This is a genomic window from Mesorhizobium sp. M7A.F.Ca.US.011.01.1.1, from assembly GCF_003998295.1.
Lineage (GTDB): Bacteria > Pseudomonadota > Alphaproteobacteria > Rhizobiales > Rhizobiaceae > Mesorhizobium.
The window spans coordinates 1-1,297 of sequence record NZ_RZRT01000171.1 but is presented as its reverse complement, the minus strand read 5'-3'; the positions used below and the strand labels follow the sequence as shown (position 1 = coordinate 1,297).

Genomic DNA, 1,297 nt, shown 5'->3' with positions numbered 1-1,297 from the left:
CGGCAATGGCGGTCCCGCCAATGTTGTGACCGTTGGCGTCACCAATTCGGGTGCGATCATCACGCATGGCCAGGAATCGAACGGCATCCTGGCGCAGTCGATCGGAGGCGGCGGCGGCAATGGCGGCAATTCGGGCGGCCTCGTCTCGCTCGGCGGCAATGGCGCCTCGACCACCAATGGTGGCATTGTCGAGGTGACGAACACCGCGGCCGGCTCGATCGACACCGACGGCAAGCAATCAGCCGGCATCTTCGCGCAGTCGGTTGGCGGTGGCGGCGGCAATGGCGGGACTTCCGGCGGCCTGTTCTCGGCCGGCGGTTCCGGCGGTGCCGGCGGCAATGGCGCACGGGTGACGGTGACCAACGCCGGCGATATCGAGACCGGCAAAGATGGTGCCGGTTCGGCCGGTATCTTCGCGCAATCGGTGGGCGGCGGCGGCGGCAATGGCGGCTTCGCCGTGACACTGAGCGGCTCCGGTTCCTTCGAGGGCGCTGGCGGCTCCGCCTCGGTCTCCATCGGTGGCAGCGGAGCGACAGGTGGCATCGGCAAGCATGCCGAGGTCAACAATTACGGCAACATCACCACCTACGGCAAACAGGCCGCCGGCATCCTGGCGCAGTCGATCGGCGGCGGCGGCGGCAATGGCGGCTTCAGCGTTGCCGGCACATTCACCACCGGTGCGTTGGGCGCCTCGGTCGCTGTTGGCGGCAGTGGCGGCACCGGCCAGACCGCCGGCTCGGTCACCGTCACCTCGACGGGCAACATCGAAACGCATGGCGACCAGTCGGTCGGCATCCTGGCGCAGTCGGTCGGCGGCGGCGGCGGCAATGGCGGCTTCGCCGGTGCCGGCGCGATCACGCTGCAAGGCGCCAGCGCCGCCGTCGGTCTCGGCGGCAAGGGTGCCGGCGGCGGCAACGCCGATATCGTCCATGTCACATCCACCGGCAACATCGCCACCTCCGGCGACCAGGCGATCGGCATCCTGGCGCAGTCGGTTGGCGGCGGTGGCGGCAATGGCGGCTCGACCGTCTCGCTGGCGCTCGGAATGGACGCCGGCATCGGCGTCGCGCTTGGCGGCAGCGGCGGCGCGGCCGGCAATGGGCTCGGCGTCACCGTCATCTCGACCGGCAACATTTCGACCGGCGCCGATTTCTCGTCCGGTGACGTGCGCGGCACCGGTGCTGCCGGCATCCTGGCGCAATCGGTCGGCGGCGGCGGCGGCAATGGCGGCTTTGCCGGCACACTCGGCGGCGGCCAGTCGATCGCGGTCGGCGTGGCGCTTGGCGGCGAGGGGGCC

Annotated in this window: 1 pseudogene; it reads left to right on the top strand. The window is 70.7% G+C overall.

The features are described from left to right. A pseudogene (locus EOA13_RS39520) lies at positions 1–1,297 on the top strand (autotransporter outer membrane beta-barrel domain-containing protein); the annotation flags it as partial.